The sequence below is a fragment of the Rhizobacter sp. P2_D12 genome (assembly GCF_056404395.1).
In genome coordinates this window covers 22,735-37,407 of record NZ_JBFUEB010000066.1, presented here as the reverse complement: position 1 = coordinate 37,407, position 14,673 = coordinate 22,735, and the positions used below count along the sequence as shown (strand labels likewise).

The 14,673-nt window shown below is 70.0% G+C and carries 12 protein-coding genes; 7 read left to right on the top strand and 5 right to left on the bottom strand.

Features of this window, described 5'->3' with window-relative positions; genetic code table 11:
- Positions 1 to 578 precede the first annotated feature (578 nt).
- Both AC1DYN_RS20965 and AC1DYN_RS20960 read right to left on the bottom strand, forming a co-directional pair.
- Positions 579 to 2,000 (bottom strand): GNAT family N-acetyltransferase, encoded by a 1,422-nt coding sequence (locus tag AC1DYN_RS20965; RefSeq protein WP_477963042.1) that lies wholly within the window; start codon positions 1,998 to 2,000, stop codon positions 579 to 581.
- The gene (locus tag AC1DYN_RS20960; protein ID WP_477963041.1) at positions 1,997 to 2,965 is read right to left on the bottom strand and encodes a hypothetical protein; all 969 of its coding nucleotides are present in this window, start codon (positions 2,963 to 2,965) and stop codon (positions 1,997 to 1,999) included. The genes AC1DYN_RS20965 and AC1DYN_RS20960 overlap by 4 nt, the downstream gene beginning before the upstream one ends.
- A gap of 138 nt (positions 2,966 to 3,103) precedes the next feature.
- Here AC1DYN_RS20960 and cysM point away from each other — a divergent pair, with 138 nt between their 5' ends.
- Genes cysM through AC1DYN_RS20945 form a run of 3 tightly spaced genes read left to right on the top strand, consistent with a single transcriptional unit; the run spans position 3,104 to position 4,796 of the window.
- Positions 3,104 to 4,009 carry a cysteine synthase CysM gene (gene cysM / locus AC1DYN_RS20955; RefSeq protein ID WP_477963040.1) on the top strand — a complete coding sequence of 302 codons (906 nt, stop codon included), beginning with the start codon at positions 3,104 to 3,106 and terminating at the stop codon, positions 4,007 to 4,009.
- The gene (locus AC1DYN_RS20950; RefSeq protein ID WP_477963039.1) at positions 4,006 to 4,557 is read left to right on the top strand and encodes an NUDIX domain-containing protein; all 552 of its coding nucleotides are present in this window, start codon (positions 4,006 to 4,008) and stop codon (positions 4,555 to 4,557) included. The genes cysM and AC1DYN_RS20950 overlap by 4 nt, the downstream gene beginning before the upstream one ends.
- Positions 4,558 to 4,568: 11 nt before the next feature.
- The gene (locus tag AC1DYN_RS20945; RefSeq protein WP_477963038.1) at positions 4,569 to 4,796 is read left to right on the top strand and encodes a sulfurtransferase TusA family protein; all 228 of its coding nucleotides are present in this window, start codon (positions 4,569 to 4,571) and stop codon (positions 4,794 to 4,796) included.
- A 20-nt stretch (positions 4,797 to 4,816) separates the two neighbouring features.
- Here AC1DYN_RS20945 and galU read toward each other — a convergent pair whose 3' ends face one another.
- Complete coding sequence (gene galU, locus AC1DYN_RS20940; protein ID WP_477963037.1) at positions 4,817 to 5,683, bottom strand: UTP--glucose-1-phosphate uridylyltransferase GalU; 867 nt, start codon at positions 5,681 to 5,683, stop codon at positions 4,817 to 4,819.
- 97 nt (positions 5,684 to 5,780) lie between these two features.
- Between galU and AC1DYN_RS20935 the strand changes: the two genes are divergently transcribed.
- Positions 5,781 to 6,758, top strand: coding sequence for an NAD(P)-dependent oxidoreductase (locus tag AC1DYN_RS20935; RefSeq protein WP_477963036.1), 978 nt, complete (start codon positions 5,781 to 5,783; stop codon positions 6,756 to 6,758).
- Here the strand turns inward: AC1DYN_RS20935 and AC1DYN_RS20930 are convergent.
- The gene (locus AC1DYN_RS20930) at positions 6,700 to 9,540 is read right to left on the bottom strand and encodes a valine--tRNA ligase (protein WP_477963035.1); all 2,841 of its coding nucleotides are present in this window, start codon (positions 9,538 to 9,540) and stop codon (positions 6,700 to 6,702) included. The genes AC1DYN_RS20935 and AC1DYN_RS20930 overlap by 59 nt on opposite strands.
- Before the next feature lie 95 nt (positions 9,541 to 9,635).
- Between AC1DYN_RS20930 and AC1DYN_RS20925 the strand changes: the two genes are divergently transcribed.
- The 3 genes from AC1DYN_RS20925 (at position 9,636) to AC1DYN_RS20915 (ending at position 13,068) form a co-directional block, all read left to right on the top strand.
- On the top strand, positions 9,636 to 10,967 hold the full coding sequence (locus tag AC1DYN_RS20925; RefSeq protein WP_477963034.1) for a S41 family peptidase: 1,332 nt from the start codon (positions 9,636 to 9,638) through the stop codon (positions 10,965 to 10,967).
- Positions 10,968 to 11,053: 86 nt separating this feature from the next.
- Positions 11,054 to 11,767, top strand: coding sequence for a response regulator (locus tag AC1DYN_RS20920; RefSeq protein WP_477963033.1), 714 nt, complete (start codon positions 11,054 to 11,056; stop codon positions 11,765 to 11,767).
- A complete protein-coding gene (locus tag AC1DYN_RS20915; RefSeq protein ID WP_477963032.1) occupies positions 11,767 to 13,068 on the top strand; it encodes an ATP-binding protein in 1,302 nt (433 codons plus the stop codon). The genes AC1DYN_RS20920 and AC1DYN_RS20915 overlap by 1 nt, the downstream gene beginning before the upstream one ends.
- 130 nt (positions 13,069 to 13,198) lie before the next feature.
- Here the strand turns inward: AC1DYN_RS20915 and AC1DYN_RS20910 are convergent, their stop codons facing one another.
- Complete coding sequence (locus AC1DYN_RS20910) at positions 13,199 to 14,506, bottom strand: DUF4397 domain-containing protein (RefSeq protein WP_477963031.1); 1,308 nt, start codon at positions 14,504 to 14,506, stop codon at positions 13,199 to 13,201.
- Positions 14,507 to 14,673: the final 167 nt, after the last annotated feature.

The following is a 14,673-nucleotide window of genomic DNA, read 5'->3' as shown; positions in this document are numbered from 1 at the left end:
GGGCTGGCCGGCGCGCTGCTGCTGGCGCGGGCGCTGCGCCGCCATGAAGCGTGGGACGGCAGCGGCGCGGCGGGCGTGCTGCGCGAGATCGCGCCACTGGCGGCCTGGTCGTGCGCCGGGGCCGCGATCCACTGGACCTTCAGCCAGGGCACCGTCTACCTGGTCGCCGGCACGCTGGACGTGGCGGCCGTCGCGGCCCTCGCGGCCACGCGCCTGCTGCTGATGCCGGTGAACCTGCTGTCGACCGGCATCGGCTCGCTGATGCTGCCGCTCGCCGCGGGCTGGCTGCATCGGCACGGCGCCGGCCTGGTGCTGCGCCGGCTGTGCGGGTTCGCGCTCGGGCTGGCGGCGGCCACGCTGTTCTACCTGGGGCTGCTGTGGCTGATGCGCGACTGGATCTTCGCGGCCGTGTTCCGCAAGGACTTCGCGCAGCGCGATGCGCTGTTGCTGGCGTGGGGCCTGGTGTTCCTGGTGCTGGTGGTGCGCGACCAGTTGGCCTACCTGCTGGCGGCGCAGGCGCGATTCCGCTCGCTGACCCTGCTGACGCTGCTGAGCGCGGCCGTTTCGCTGGGCGCCAGCTACCTGGGCATGCTGCGGTTCGGCGTGACCGGCGCGGTGCTGGGCATGCTGGCAGGCGAACTGATCAGCCTGTCGGGCGTCGTGCTGCTGTCCTTGCGCGGGCGCGAGCCGCGGCTCGCCGTCGCGGCCTGAGGCGAGGCTTGCACGGGGAACGGCAGCACGGCGGCCAAGCCGGCCGAACCCAGGAACTCGCCATGCCCGCGCCGCACGGCGGCCACCATCGCGTCGCAGCGCGCCCGGCCGGCGACGTCCAGGTCCAGCAGGGACGCCGCAGGTGCCAGCGATCGACGCAGCGGGTTGAAGCGGGCCACCGTCTCGCGCTGGCGCGCGGAGAGGACGCGCCGCTTCCAGTCGCCCAGGATCCGGTGCCAGTACGGGAGACTGCCCGGCCGGTAGATCTGCGCGACGTGCAGCTCGGTGGCCTCGGCAAGCCAGCGTGCCTTGTAGTAGTGGAATCCGGACAGCAGGTTGAAGTACGCGCTGCCGCCCTCGATGGCCTGGCGCATGCCCAGCAGCAGCATTGCGGTGCCCGGTGCCAGGCGGCTCGCCCGGTCGTCGTGGACGATGTGCAGCGCGTGCAGGCCGTCGCGGAAGGCGCCGTTGATGAGGCCGGCGATCGGCACGCCGTCGACCAACAGCACCTGGATCGAGACCCGCATCGGCTGCGCCTTGTCGAGCAGGCATCGCAAGCGGGCGAGCCGCTCGCGCTGCCGGCCGAGGCTCGCCTGGGCCTGCGCCTTCCAGCTGTGCGCCTCGATGCTCAGGTAGAGCTCCAGCAGCGCCGGGGTGGTGGCGGGATCGGACGACCCCAGCAGCGTGACTTCGCCCTCGGCGAACAAGGCCTGGAACTGGCGGCTGAGGTTGGAGCGCAGCTTCTTCGACAGCGCCCGGAAGTAGGCCGACAGGCTGGTCCAGCGGACCGGGATCGTGCAGTTCTCCAGGGTCGGCCATTGCCGCACCAGGTAGCCCGCGCGATCGACCGCCGCGGGCGGCGGGAACAGCGCCGATGCGGCGTCCTGTTGCCGGAACTCCAGGTAGCTCCAGTCGTGCCGGCGCGCGAGCAGGTAGGCGTAGAACGACGCGCAGACCTCGCGCAGGTCTTCGGGGCGGGCGACAGGATGGGGCCGGTCGGTGTCGCGGCTGACCAGGAAGTCGACGGTGGCCACCGGGATGCCCAGCACGCGCCGGGCCACCCGCTTCAGCGCGAGGTAGCCGACCAGCATGTCGCCCCGGAAGGCGGCCAGGAACCACAGCTGCATCCGCTGGCCGGCGGGAGGATGTGCGTCGTGCCGCAGGCAGGCCTGGAGGAAGGCGAAGGTGGAGAACGGGTCGGGCCGCGCGGCGAGATCGTTCAGTGCGTCGATCTCGTGCCGCAGCCCCGTGGCCTCGGCCAGCGAACCGAAGCACCGGACGGCGATCACGGGGGCACCCGCACCGGGCGTGCCGACGCATCGAGCGCGACCACGCCGCCGGGGGCGTCGGGGTCGACGCGCAGCGTGGCCGGTGCCTGCTGCTTGGTGGTGACGCGATCCAGCCCCATGCGACGAGCGAGCTGGTGCGCCACGATCTTCAGTTGGGCCGACGGCCCGGCTTCGCGTGTCGACAGGTCGCGGCAGCCGAAACGCAGGCGCAGGAAGCGGTTGGCGGCATGGATGCGCGCGCGCTGGCGGCTTTCGCGCGTGAAGTGTTCGGTCGACAGCGACACGTTCAGGCCTTCGAGGTTGCAGATCCGGTGCGGCGCGTTCTGCGCCCAGGCCGTCCACTGGCCCGCCTCGAGGTCGTAGGTCTGCGCTGCGGCGTCGAAGCACAGGTCGAAGGGGAGGTATTCGTGCCGGGCGCCGACGAAGATGTCCTCGAGCGCCTCGCGCTCGACGAAGCGCGGGTCGAGCGCGGGATAGACCCACACGCGCTTGCGGCCGCGCACGTGCCACAGCACCGAGGCCGGCCCGTCGACGTGGTAGTAGACCATCGCGCGCGGTGACGAGATCAGCAGGTTGCCCTGGCTGGCTACGGGCCTGAAGCCCGGCAGCTGGTCCGACAGGGCTTGATAGAGGCCGTCGATCAGCGTGCGAAAGCGTGCGTCGGCGCGGTCGACCCGCGTCAGGTTGAGCCACAGGCAGCCGCGCTTCACCGCGCGCAGCAGCTCGGCGCCGCTGAGGCCGTCATGGCGCGCGGGCAGGTTCTCTTCGTGGTGCGCCGGGTCGGTCCCCATGGTCAGCGCGTGCAGGTTCTGGCGCGGAAAGCCGTCGATCAGTTCGGACAGGGCCGCGTCGGTGAACAGGCCGGAGCGGTCCAGCGCATGGCTGGACACCGTCGGCCGCCGTCCGAACTCGCGCCGGTTGCCGGTCGACAGGTACACCAGGTTGGCGGGTGTCGGCATGTGCATGCCGCAGCCTCGTCCGGGGGCGCGGGCCGCGTCTGTGCGGTAGCGAACACCGGGGCCTGCCGGGCGCGTGCCGCGGACGATTTCCCCCGGTGCGGGCGTCCCTTGCGCGCCCTGCGACAATGCGCCGAGGAGCCCTGCATGACCCCGTACAAGACCCTTGAAGACGTGATCGGACAGACGCCGCTGGTGCGCCTGCAGCGCCTGCCGGGCGCCGACAACGACAAGCGCGGCAACGTGATCCTGGCCAAGCTCGAAGGCAACAACCCCGCCGGGTCGGTGAAGGACCGGCCGGCCATCAGCATGATCCGCCGCGCCGAAGAGCGCGGCGACATCCGCCCCGGCGACACGCTGATCGAGGCGACCTCGGGCAACACCGGCATCGCGCTCGCGATGGCGGCCGCGATCCGCGGCTACCGCATGCTGCTGATCATGCCGGAAGACCTGAGCATCGAGCGCGCCCAGACCATGAAGGCCTTCGGCGCCGAGCTGATCCTCACGCCGCGCAGCGGCGGCATGGAATACGCCCGCGACCTGGCCGAGCAGATGCAGCGCGACGGCAAGGGCCGCGTGCTCGACCAGTTCGCCAACGCCGACAACCCGCGCGTGCACTACGAGACCACCGGCCCCGAGATCTGGGCCGACACCGAAGGCCGCGTCACGCACTTCGTCAGCGCGATGGGCACCACCGGCACCATCACCGGCACCTCGCGCTTCCTGAAGGAGAAGAACCCGGCCATCCGCATCATCGGCGCGCAGCCGGCCGAAGGCTCGCGCATCCCCGGCATCCGCAAGTGGCCCGAGGCCTACCTGCCGAAGATCTACGACCCGACGTACATCGACGAGACCGTCAACGTCACGCAGGACGCCGCCGAAGAGATGGCGCGGCGCCTGGCGCGCGAGGAAGGCCTGTTCGGCGGCATCTCGGCGGCCGGGGCCTGCTGGGTGGCGCTCGAAGCCGCGAAACGCGTCGAGAACGCGACCCTCGTGTTCGTCGTCTGCGACCGCGGCGACCGCTACCTGTCGACAGGAGTGTTCCCCGCATGACCTACGAAACGAAGTTCTGCCCGAACTGCGCCACCGGCCTGCTGCCGGTCACGCTGGAGGAGGACGGCGGCCCGAAGAGCCGGCTGCGCTGCCCGGCCTGCGGCTGGACGCACTGGAACAACCCGACGCCGGTGCTGGCCGCGGTGATCGAGCTGGCCGACCGCGACGGGCAACTGCTGCTGGCGCGCAACGCGGCCTGGCCGGGCAAGTACTTCGGCCTGATCACCGGCTTCATGGAGGCCGGCGAGACGCCGCACGAAGGCATCACGCGCGAGGTGATGGAAGAGACCTCGCTGACGGTCGACAGCCTGTCCATCATCGGCGCCTACGATTTCCAGCGCATGAACCAGGTGATCATCGCGTACCACGCGGTGGCGCGCGGCGAGATCAGGCTGTCGCCGGAACTGGCCGAGTACAAGCTCTTCACGACCGACACGGTGCGCTGCTGGCCGGCCGGCACCGGCTATGCACTGGCCGACTGGCTGACCTCGCGCGGCATCACGCCGCAGTGGCGCGAGCTGATGCCGCGGCCGGTCGACCCCAGCTGAAAGGATTCGCGATGGAAGCCCAGAAAGAAGTCGACGCCCGCGGCATGAACTGCCCGCTGCCGATCCTGAAGGCCAAGAAGGCGCTGGCCGACATGAACAGCGGCGAACTGCTGAAGGTGATTGCCACCGACCCGGGGTCGATGCGCGATTTCCAGGCGTTCGCGCGGCAGACGGGGAATGAACTCGTCGAGCAGACGGCCGTGAACGAAGAATTCATTCATCTGCTTCGGCGGCGCTGACCCGCATTGCCATCCGGGGGTCAAAACTCCAGATTCTTCAGGTACGTCCGGAAACCCGGCCCCAGCACCGGGTGAGCAAGCGCCAACTCCACGTTGGCCTCCAGGAAACCTTCCTTGCTGCCGCAGTCGTAGCGCCGTCCCTCGTAGCGGTAGGCGAACACCTTCTCGCGCCGCAGCAGCCCGGCGATGCCGTCGGTCAGCTGGATCTCGCCGCCCACGCCGCGCGGCTGGTTGGCGATCTCGCTGAACACGCCCGGCGTCAGGATGTAGCGCCCGGCCACGCCCAGGCGCGACGGCGCGACGTCCGGCGCCGGCTTCTCGACGATGCGGGTGATGTCGATCAGCCGGTCGTTCACCTGCCGGCCGTCGACGATGCCGTAGCGCTTGGTGTGCTCCGGCGGCACTTCCTGCACCGCCAGCATCGACACCCGCCATTCGGCGAACTGCTCGACCATCTGCTTGAGCACCGGCGTCTCGCCGACCATCAGGTCGTCCGCCAGCAGCACCGCGAACGGCTCGTTGCCGATCAGCCGCTGCCCGCACAGCACCGCGTGCCCGAGGCCCAGCGCCTGCGCCTGGCGCACGTAGACGCACTCCATGTCGTCCGGCTTGACGCTGTGCACCACGTCCAGTAACTCTTGCTTACCCGCCTGTTCGAGGGCTACCTCCAACTCGAAGGTCATGTCAAAGTGGTCTTCGATGGGGCGCTTGTGCCGGCCGGTCACGAAAATCATTTCGCGAACGCCGGCCGCATAGGCCTCTTCCACGGCGTACTGGATGAGGGGTTTGTCCACCACCGGCAGCATTTCCTTGGGTTGGGCTTTGGTCGCGGGCAGGAAACGCGTGCCGAGGCCGGCCACGGGAAAGATCGCCTTGTTGACAAACATTTACTTACAATCCTCGGCTGTGAATTAATCGACGAAAACCATTGTGTCACGGGCTTTTGGAGGGCCTGTGACACCGGGCAGAGCCTTTCGAAGCCGCATGGACTTGCTGATCATCGAACCGCTGGAAGCAGAAGTCATGCAGTGGCTCGATGCGCGCTATTCGCTGCGCCATGCGCCCGAACTGGCACGCGACATGCGCGCCTTCCGCCAGTCGCTCTACAACGTGCGGGCGCTGATCCTGCCGCCTTCCGTCGCGCTGGACGCGCAGGCGCTGCACTACGCCCCGGTGCTGCGTGCCGTCGGCCGGGTCAGCGCCGGCGCCGAGAACATCGACCTCGACGCCTGCGCCCGCGCCGGCATCGAGGTGGTGCGCAGCCAGACCGCCACCGCCCAGGCCGAGGCCGAGTTCATGATCGGCGCACTGCTGTCATTGCTGCGCCGCGTGCCGGTGGTCGGCTCCGACGGCATGCTGGTCGGGCGCGAGCTGGGCGCCTGCACCGTCGGGCTGATCGGCATGCCGCCGGCCGCCAAGGCGATGGCGCGGATGCTGGGCGGCTTCGGCTCGCGGGTGGTCGGCTACGACCCGTCGCTGCACGCGAGCGACAGCGTCTGGGAGCGTTGGCACGTCGCGCCGCTCGGGCTGCGCGAGCTGCTGGAGCAGGCCGACGCGGTGTGCGTCGCGCTCAGCTACTTCAGCCGCTACCACGGGCTGCTGGGCGAGCGCTTCCTGCCGTTCTGCAAGCCGAACCAGGTGATCGTCAGCATCGCGCACTCGGGGCTGTTCGACGAGAAATCGCTGGCCGACGTGCTGACCAGCGGCCGCGTCTCGGCCGTCTGGCTCGACAGCCTGGAACCCGGCGCGCTCGAAGAGGGCCGCCCGCTGAACGGCATGGACACGCTGCAGGTGACGCCGCGCGTGGCCAGCACCACGCGCGAATCGCGGCTGCGCAGTTCGTGGGCGGTGGCCCGGCGCATCGACGAACTGCTCGCGATCACGCCCGGCGCGCCGCGCGAGTTCAGGACGACGGACCCAGGCGTGCCGCTTGATGCCGCAGCCGATCCAGCTCTGCCGTGAAATCGGTGAGGCGCTGCTTCATCTCATCGACCACCGCCTGCGGCGCGCGCGCGACGAAGCTCTCCCTGGACAGCTGGGCGTGCACCTTGACGAGCTCGCCCTCCACGCGCTTGATCTCCTTGCCCACGCGCTCCCGCTCGGCCGCGACGTCGATCTCGACGTGCAGCGCCAGCCGCGTCTCGCCCTGCACCGCCACCGGCAGCTGGGTCGTCGCCGCGAGGAAGGCGGCCTCGTCGTCGAACACCTGCACCGCTGACAGCCGGCAGATCGACTGCAGGTAGACCGCCCCGGCGCGGACGAAATCGCCGTCGCCGACGGCGTACAGCGGCACCGGCTTGCTGACCTGCATCTGCTTGGCGAGGTTGCGCGCCGCGGCGATCAGGCCCTTCATGCGCTCCATCCACGCATCGGCCTTCGGGTCGATGCGGTCCAGCTGGGCCTTCGGGTAGGCGGCGGTGACGATGCTCTGGTCCGAGCCCGGCGCCTTGCGGCCGGCCAGCGGTGCGACCACCTCCCACAGCTCGGCGGTGACGAAGGGCATGATCGGGTGCATCAGGCGCAGCACCGTCTCCAGCGTGCGCAGCAGCGTGCGCCGGGTGGCTCGTTTGGCCGCGTCGTCGCCGTGCAGCAGCTGGGCCTTCGCGAGTTCGATGTACCAGTCGCAGTACTCGGTCCACACGAACTGATAGATCGCGTTGGCGACGTTGTCGAGCCGGTAGTCGGCGAACCCTTGCTCGACGGCGGCTTCCACGCGCTGCAGCTCGCCGGTGATCCAGCGGTCGGCCTGCGAGAACGACAGGTAGCCGGCGAACTCGCCGCCCGGCGCGCACTGTTCCTTGGTGTGCTCGGCCAGGCCGCAGTCCTGGCCTTCGCAGTTCATCAGCACGAACTTGGCGGCGTTCCAGAGCTTGTTGCAGAAGTTGCGGTAGCCCTCGCAGCGCTTGGTGTCGAAGTTGATGTTGCGGCCCAGGCTCGCGTACGAGGCCATCGTGAAGCGCAGCGCGTCGGCGCCGTAGGCCGGCATGCCGTCGGGGAACTCCTTCTTCACGCGCGCCGCCACCTTGGGCGCGGTCTCGGGCTTGCGCAGGCCGACGGTGGACTTCTGCACCAGCGTGTCCAGGTCGCGGCCCTCGATCAGATCGACCGGGTCGAGCACGTTCCCTTCGGACTTGCTCATCTTCTTGCCTTCGCTGTCGCGCACCATGCCGTGGATGTAGACGGTGCGGAACGGCACGCGGCCGGTGAAGTGGGTCGTCATCATGATCATGCGCGCGACCCAGAAGAAGATGATCTCGTAGCCGGTGACCAGCACGCTGGACGGCAGGAAGAGCTCCATCTCCTTCGTCGGCTCGGGCCAGCCGAGCGTCGAGAACGGCACCAGCGCCGACGAATACCAGGTGTCGAGCACGTCCTCGTCGCGGCGCAGCTCGCCCACGTAGCCGGCGGCCCGTGCCTTGGCGCGCGCGTCCTCCTCGGAGCGCGCAACGAAGATCTCGCCGCCGGTGCCGTACCAGGCCGGGATCTGGTGGCCCCACCACAGCTGGCGCGAGATGCACCAGTCCTGGATGTTCTTCATCCACTGGTCGTAGGTGTTGACCCAGTTCTCGGGCACGAACTTCACTTCGCCCGTCGCGACCGCGTCGACCGCCTTCTGCGCGATCGACTTGCCGTCGGGGCCGGGCTTGCTGACGGCGACGAACCACTGGTCGGTCAGCATCGGCTCGACGATGGCGCCGGTGCGCCCGCAGCGCGGCACCATCAGCCGGTGCTTCTTGACGTCGACCAGCAGGCCCAGTGCCTCCAGGTCGGCCACCACCTTCTTGCGCGCGACGAAGCGGTCGAGGCCGCGGTACGGCGCGGGCGCGTTGTCGTTGACCTTGGCGTCCAGGTCCAGCACGCCGATCATCGGCAGCTGGTGGCGCAGGCCGACGGCGTAGTCGTTGACGTCATGCGCCGGCGTCACCTTGACGACGCCGGTGCCGAACTCGCGGTCGACGTAGTCATCGGCGATGACCGGGATCGTGCGGTCGGACAGCGGCAGCGCGACCTGCCGGCCGATCAGCGCCTGGTAGCGTCCGTCATCCGGGTGCACCATCACCGCGGTGTCGCCGAGCATGGTCTCGGGGCGCGTGGTGGCCACCACCAGCGAGCCGGAGCCGTCGGCCAGCGGGTACCGGATGTGCCACAGCGAGCCGTCTTCTTCCTCGCTCTCGACCTCGAGGTCGGAGACGGCCGACTTGAGCACCGGATCCCAGCTCACCAGCCGCTTGCCGCGGTAGATCAGGCCTTGCTCGTACAGCTGCACGAAGGTGTCGGTGACGATGGGCGAGAGCTTCTCGTCCATCGTGAAGTACTCGTGCTGCCAGGCCACCGACGCGCCCATGCGGCGCATCTGTCCGGTGATCGTCGAGCCGGATTTCTCCTTCCATTCCCAGACGCGGGCGACGAAGTTCTTGCGGCCGAGGTCGCGGCGGTGCTGGCCTTGCTGCTCCAGCTGGCGCTCGACGACGATCTGCGTGGCGATGCCGGCGTGGTCGGTGCCGGGCACCCACAGCGTGTTGTCGCCCTTCATGCGGTGGTAGCGGGTCAACGAGTCCATGATGGTCTGGTTGAACGCGTGGCCCATGTGCAGCGTGCCGGTGACGTTGGGCGGCGGCAGCTGGATGCTGAACGACGGCTTGCCGGCGTCCAGCGTCGGTTCGTACAGGCCGCGCTGCTCCCACAGCGGCGCCCAGCGGGCCTCGATGGCGGCGGGTTCGAACGATTTGGCGAGCTCGGTCATGGGCGCGGACAAGGGCAGGAGGAAAGGGTGGAATTGTAGGCGGGGCCCCGGTCCTGCTATGGTGGAAGCCCGTCCACGATGCCCTGGAGAGCCGCATGCGTTGCCCATCCCTGAAGCTGTGGCTGGCGACCGCCGGCCTGGTGCTGGTCGCCGGCTGCGGCGGCAACGACGACGGCCTGCCGCTCAGCGGCGGCGCGCCGTCCTGCGACGTCGCCACGCAGAAGACCWGGCTGCGCAACTACATGACCGACTGGTACTACTGGAGCGGCCAGTCGCCGAGCCCCGATCCGGGGCCGTATGCGACGGTGCCCGACTATTTCGGCGCGTTGCTGTTCACCGGCGCCGCCGGCGTGCCGGCCGACCGCTGGAGCTACATCGAGAGCAGTGCGTCGTTCAACCAGTTCTTCGGCGAAGGGCGCACGCTGGGCTATGGCGTGTCGGTGAACGGGCTGGAGCTGCAGCTGCCGCTGCGGGTGCGCTACGTCGAGCCGCTGTCGCCGGCGGCGACCGCCGGGCTGGCGCGCGGCGACGTGATCAGCTCGGTCAACGGCCGCACGGCTGCCGAGCTGGTGGCGGCCGACGATTTCAGCGCGTTCACGCCGGCGCAGGCGGGCGACGTGCTGACGCTGGTGATCGATGCCGCGGGCGGCCCGAAGACGGTCACGCTGACGGCCGGCAGTTTCGCGCTGACGCCGGTGTCGGCGACCCGGCTGCTGACGCTGTCGACCGGTGCCAAGGCCGGCTACCTGGTGCTGAAGGACTTCATCACGCAGGCCGAGGCGCCGCTGGACGATGCCTTCGCGCAGTTCCGCGCGGCCGGCGCCACCGAGATGATCCTCGACCTGCGCTACAACGGCGGCGGCCGGGTCTCGACCGCGGCGGTGCTGGCCACCGAGGTCACCGGTTCGGCGCGGCTCGACCAGGTGTTCGCGAACCTGAGCTTCAACAGCCGGCAGTCCGCCTCGAACGGCAGCTACCGCCTGGGTTCGGTGCCCGGCGCGGCCTTCAACCGCATCGTCGTGCTGACCGGTGCACGCACCTGCTCGGCCAGCGAGCTGGTGGTCAACGGGCTGAAACCCTATGCCACCGTCGTGACCATCGGCGATGCCACCTGCGGCAAGCCGGTGGGTTTCCAGCCGCGCCCGTCCTGCGGCAACACCTTCAACGCGGTCAACTTCGCGGCCACCAATGCGCAGGGGGTGGGCGGCTACTACGACGGCATCGCGGCCACCTGCAGCGTGGCGGACACGTTCACGGGCGTGATGGGCGATCCGGCCGAGGCGCTGACGGGGGCCGCGGTGGCGTATCTGCAAAGCGGCAGCTGCCCGGTGGCGGGCCTGGCCGCGCGCGAGCGCTCGGCGCGGCTCGTCCAGCGGGCGGCGCGGCAGGCCGAACCCGGGGAGCGGCGGAGCATGTGGGCGGACTGAGCTCCTGCCCCGCGTGACATGATCCGACACGCGGAGACACGCACCAGAAGCACCCCGGCAACGCGGCCTCACTAAGCTGACGCCCCATGACCAAGCCCTATCACCTCTATGTCGTGGAGGACGACAACCCTCTGCGCACCATGCTGTGCGACTACCTGGAGAAGCAGGGCCTGGTCGTGACCGGCATGGCGACCGCCGAAGACCTGCTGCGCCGCATCCACCGACTGCGCCCCGACCTGGTCGTGCTCGACGTCAGCCTGCCCGGCATGAGCGGGCTGCAGGCCTGCCAGAAGCTGCGCTCCGAAGGTGACCGCGTGCCCATCATCATCCTCACCGCGCGCAGCGAAGAGATCGACCGCGTGCTCGGCCTCGAGATGGGCGCCGACGATTTCCTCGGCAAGCCCTTCTCGGCGCGCGAACTGCTCGCCCGCGTGCACGCCGTGCTGCGCCGCGCCATCGTGCCGCCCGGCCTGTCGCAGATGAACCAGGCCCCGGTCAAGTTCGGCGGCAGCGTGTTCGACGTCAGCGCCCGCTGCCTGTTCCGCAACGGCGCCACGCGCGTGCTCAGCACCGTCGAGTTCTCGGTGCTGGCCGAACTGGTGGCCAACCCCGGCGTCGCGGTCTCGCGCGAGCGCCTGCTCGCGGTGTCGCACTCGCGCAGCGAATCGCTGCTGCTGCGCGCCATCGACGTCACCGTGATGCGCCTGCGCAAGCTGGTCGAATCCGACCCCGGCACCCCGCGCTTCATCCAGACCGTGCGCGGCCACGGCTACATGTTCGTGCCTGAAACGACACGCTGATGCCCTGGCTGCCCCGCTCGCTGGCCGGGCGCGTCACCTGGCTGGTGGGGCTGATCAGCGTCGCCTCGCTGGTGGCGCAACTGCTGCTGCTGCGCACGCTGCTGTTCGAGCCGTTCAGCGAAGGCATGCTGGTGGCCGTCGTCGGCGAGGCGCACCAGGCGCAGCAGAACCTGCTGACCACGCCGCCGGACGAACGCGACCGGGTCGCGATCGAGCTGTCGTACGGGCCCTTCTGGGTCGGCCGCAGCGGCTCGCCCGACGGCGGGCCCGACGTCGTCGGCTCGCTGCGCCGTCCCTCGATCGAGCTGCCCGGCGGCCTGCAGGACATCGTCACCCGCTCGCTCGGCCATGACGCGGTGCTCGACATCAGCGACCGCAACGGCCTGGTGCTGCGCATCGAGGCCGACATCGACGGCGAGCGCTGGAACTTCGTGCACCGCCATGCCTCGCCGCGCAATGCGCCCACCATCACGCTGCTGGCCCTGCTGGCGCTGCTGTTCGGCACCGCGGCGCTGAGCCTGTGGATCGGCTTTCGCGTGATCGCGTTGCCGCTCAAGCGCCTGGCGCACGAGATCGGCACGCGGCGCGGTGCATTGCGCGCGCTCGAACTGCCCGAAGACGCCAGCGAAGAGCTGCAGCAGATCGCGATCGCGTTCAACTCGCTGGCGCGCAGCGTCGACGAGGCCGACCGCACGCGCGGCCAGCTGCTGGCCGGCGTGTCGCACGACCTGCGCACGCCGCTGTCGCGCCTGCGGCTGCGCATCGAGACCCAGTGCGACGAACCGATCGGCGACGCGCTGCTGCAGGACCTGGGGTCGGTGCAGCGCATCGTCGACCAGTTCCTCGCCTATGTGCAGGGCGGCGCCGACATCCAGCTCGGCCGCCTGCAGCCGCTGTGGGACACCGGGCGCGCGGTGGTGGCGATGTATGCCGATCCCGGCGTCACGCTGCGCGGCGACGGCGTCGACGAGCAGTTGCCCGACATCGCGGTGCAGCGCCTGCTGAGCAACCTGATCGACAACGCGCTGGCGTACGGCCAGCGGCCGGTGGTGGTCGACCTGGGCCGCAGCGAGGGCGGCATCGCCATTTCGGTGTTCGACCACGGCGCCGGCCTCAGCCACGCCGAATTCGCGCAGGCCCTGCAGCCTTTCGTTCGGCTGGACCGCCAGCGCAGCTCGCTCGGCCATTGCGGCCTGGGCCTGGCCATCGTGTCGCAGATCGCGCGCCAGTTGGGTGGCGAACTGAGCCTGGCGCGCGCCGCGGACGGCGCCTTCGGCATCATGCTCACCATCAAGATGTGACATCCCGGATACCCCGGGGCAAGCGCAGCGAAGCGGCCGATCAAGCCACGCGCCGGGGAACTGGCTTTGCCAGGCCCCTGGCGTGGCGCCCCTCGGGGGCAGGAGCGCAGCGACTGGGGGGCCGTCATCCTCAGCGGTCGAGTCGGAGGACCGCCGCCGGCGCCGCCGCATCCCCCAGCATGAACAGCGTGTACACCCCCGGCGTCAGCAGCGCGACGTTGGCGCTGTAGAGGGCGCTCGACGAGGTCGCCGAGTCCACCTCCAGCGGCGTCGGGCTGGCGGTCGTGCTGCCCACCACCAGCGTCGACTCCGCCGCGTTGCCATAGGCGATGTTCGTGCTCTTGCTCAGCACGCCGTTGTTCGCCTGGAGCGTCAGTGCCGCATTCAGGCCGTTGACGCCGTTCACCAGGCGCAGCTTCACGTAGCCGCTGGTCAGCGCCGGGCTGTTGTCGTCGCTGATCAGCGAGACCTGCGGCGCGGTGGCCGTGCCCAGCACCAGCAGCGTCAGGTCGGCGCCGGCCGTGGCGCTCAGGCCGCTCGGGCTGACGTCGGTGCCGTTGATCGACACCGCCGTCGTCAAGGCACCCGCGGGCACCTGCATGTAGCTGCCGATCGCCGGCGGCTTGCCGGTCGAGACGGTGCCGGCCGACAGCGCGACGCCATTCACCGTGGCCGCCACCGTGCCGGCGGACGTGGCGCCGGCCACCAGGCGGACGCGCGCGTAGCCGTTGGCCAGCGTCTGCAGCGCGCCCTGCTGGTTGATCATCAGGCCGTTGACCAGCACGCCGCCCGGCGTCGAGGTCAGCACCAGCGTCTGGATCTGCTGGTCGGACAGCGTCACCGACGGGATGTCCAGCCGCACGTCGGTCTCGTCGCCGGCGGCGGTCACGCGGATGCGGTAGGTGCCGGCGGTGATTTCGCCGTAGGTCGAGAAGCGCTCGCCGCCCACCGTCGGCGCGTTCGGCGTCAGGTTGGTCAGCGAGTCGGTCGGCGCCGTCACGTAGACGTCGAGGCTGCCGGCCTCGTACGAGGTGTTGAAGACGCGGAACTTCGCGGTGCCCGAGGTCGGGGCCGCCTCGTTGTCGGTCAGGTAGCGCGAGCGCAGCGAGCCGGCCGTGTTGTACGCGACCAGGGTGTTGCGAACGCCGTCGCTCACCGACTGTGCCGTCGACAGCACCGCGGTGCTCGAACCGGCGCTCTTCAGGTAGAAGGTGTAGCTGCCGGAGCCGATGCTCGCGTAGTCGCCCACGCTGTTGGTGGCGATGGCCGAATTGGCCTTCGCGTCATTCACGTACAGGTCCAGCGACGCATTGCTGGACGATGCATTGACGAGCCGCACATAGCCTGGTCCGTCGCTGCCGCCGCCTCCGCAGGCGGTCAGCAGCAAGGGCAGGGCGGCCACGGCCGCGAGCAGGGGCGCGAATATTCTCAGCTTCACAGGGGTTCCTTTGGATCGAGGGGAACGGCAGCGCCGCACCGCTCGATTGAAACCACGCCGTGTTGCGCGCAGGTTGCGTCTTGGTGGGGTGCCGTGTCGCCCCGTGTCGGAGATGACACAAACAGGCCCACCGGCCTGCGAGCTCCCGGCATCGGGGCATCGAGCCC

Bases quoted from the DNA above. Each gene is read 5' to 3' on its own strand.
- AC1DYN_RS20960 (WP_477963041.1), bottom strand. From the start codon at position 2,965: ATGCACATGCCGACACCCGCCAACCTGGTGTACCTGTCGACCGGCAAC.
- cysM (WP_477963040.1), top strand. From the start codon at position 3,104: ATGACCCCGTACAAGACCCTTGAAGACGTGATCGGACAGACGCCGCTG.
- AC1DYN_RS20950 (WP_477963039.1), top strand. From the start codon at position 4,006: ATGACCTACGAAACGAAGTTCTGCCCGAACTGCGCCACCGGCCTGCTG.
- AC1DYN_RS20945 (WP_477963038.1), top strand. From the start codon at position 4,569: ATGGAAGCCCAGAAAGAAGTCGACGCCCGCGGCATGAACTGCCCGCTG.
- galU (WP_477963037.1), bottom strand. From the start codon at position 5,683: ATGTTTGTCAACAAGGCGATCTTTCCCGTGGCCGGCCTCGGCACGCGT.
- AC1DYN_RS20935 (WP_477963036.1), top strand. From the start codon at position 5,781: ATGGACTTGCTGATCATCGAACCGCTGGAAGCAGAAGTCATGCAGTGG.
- AC1DYN_RS20930 (WP_477963035.1), bottom strand. From the start codon at position 9,540: ATGACCGAGCTCGCCAAATCGTTCGAACCCGCCGCCATCGAGGCCCGC.
- AC1DYN_RS20920 (WP_477963033.1), top strand. From the start codon at position 11,054: ATGACCAAGCCCTATCACCTCTATGTCGTGGAGGACGACAACCCTCTG.
- AC1DYN_RS20915 (WP_477963032.1), top strand. From the start codon at position 11,767: ATGCCCTGGCTGCCCCGCTCGCTGGCCGGGCGCGTCACCTGGCTGGTG.